The following is a 1,324-nucleotide window of genomic DNA, read 5'->3' as shown; positions in this document are numbered from 1 at the left end:
TTTTCCGGCTTGGCCGGGCTGGTCAGCGTGCGGGGACTGCCGGCAAGCTGACGAGGGGATCATCGCTCAACGGCGCGACGGATTCCAGTGTCATGTATCTGGCCCGCTGAACCGCCCATTCATCGTTCTGCTCAAGCAGGATAGCTCCGACGAGGCGGATGATGGCGTCCTCATTGGGGAAGATGCCGACAACCTCGGTCCGCCGCTTCACCTCGCCATTGACGCGCTCGATTGGGTTGTTGCTGTGAAGCTTGGCCCGGTGCTCCCTGGGGAAGCTCATATAGGCGAGGACGTCGTGTTCTGCTTCGTCCATGATGGTGGCGAGCTTGGGCACCCGAGGGCGGATCTGGTCGGCGACGGCGCGCCATTGGGTGCTGGCCGCCTCAGGGGTCTCCTGGGCGAAGGCAGTGGCGATGAAGGCGCTGGCGACCCGGCGGCCGCTCTTGCCGGCATGAGCCAGAACATTGCGCATGAAGTGGACCCGGCAGCGTTGCCAGGTGGCGCAAAGGACCTTGGTGACAGCAGCCTTGATGCCTTCATGGGCATCCGAGATCACCAGCTTGACCCCGCGCAATCCACGTCGGGTGAGCTTGCGCAGGAACTCGGTCCAGATCGCCTCGGCTTCCGAGGTGCCGATCTCCATGCCCAGCACCTCACGCCGGCCATCGGCATTGACACCCACGGCCATGATGGCAGCCACTGAGACGATACGGCCGCCCCGGCGCACTTTGAGGTAGGTGGCGTCGATCCAAAGATACGGCCAATCACCCTCGATCGGCCGATCCAGGAAGGCTTTGACCTTGCCGTCGATCTCCTCGCACAGCCGGCTGACCTGGCTCTTGGAGATGCCGCTCATGCCCATGGCCTTGACCAGGTCGTCGACCGAGCGCGTCGAGATGCCCTGAATGTAGGCCTCTTGAATAACAGCCGTCAGCGCCTTCTCGGCCATGCGGCGCGGCTCAAGAAAGCCAGGGAAGTAGCTGCCCTTGCGCAGCTTGGGGATGCGCAGCTCGACAGTGCCGGCCCGGGTCTCCCAGTCCCGCTCGCGGTAGCCATTGCGCTGCACCCGCCGCTCGGCGCTCTTCTCGCCATAGCCGGCGCCGGTGGCTGCGCCCACCTCCAGCTCCATCAGCCGTTCGGCGGCGAAGCCGATCATCTCGCGCAGAATATCGGCGTCAGGGGTCTTCTCTACCAGCGTGCGCAGGTTCATCATCGGGTCGGTCATCGGTGGTCCTTCAGGTACAGGGTTGGGGTAAGCAACCAGACCTTACCGGAAATCCGTCGATGACCACCCTTCAGCTACACCACCAGTTGGGACACGACC

1 protein-coding gene is annotated in these 1,324 nt (G+C 64.0%); it reads right to left on the bottom strand.

Annotated features, from left to right (window positions below; translation table 11 throughout):
* Nucleotides 1–22: 22 nt before the first annotated feature.
* Complete coding sequence (locus tag V4T21_RS19105; RefSeq protein ID WP_332719924.1) at nucleotides 23–1,225, bottom strand: IS256 family transposase; 1,203 nt, start codon at nucleotides 1,223–1,225, stop codon at nucleotides 23–25.
* Nucleotides 1,226–1,324 lie beyond the last annotated feature (99 nt).

This window comes from Pelagibacterium mangrovi (assembly GCF_036662815.1).
Lineage (GTDB): Bacteria > Pseudomonadota > Alphaproteobacteria > Rhizobiales > Devosiaceae > Pelagibacterium > Pelagibacterium mangrovi.
Note: the sequence above shows the minus strand (reverse complement) of the source record. Positions and strands in the feature narration are given on the sequence as shown.

Coding starts and splice junctions, on each gene's coding strand:
- V4T21_RS19105 (WP_332719924.1), bottom strand. CDS start 1,225: ATGACCGACCCGATGATGAACCTGCGCACGCTGGTAGAGAAGACCCCT.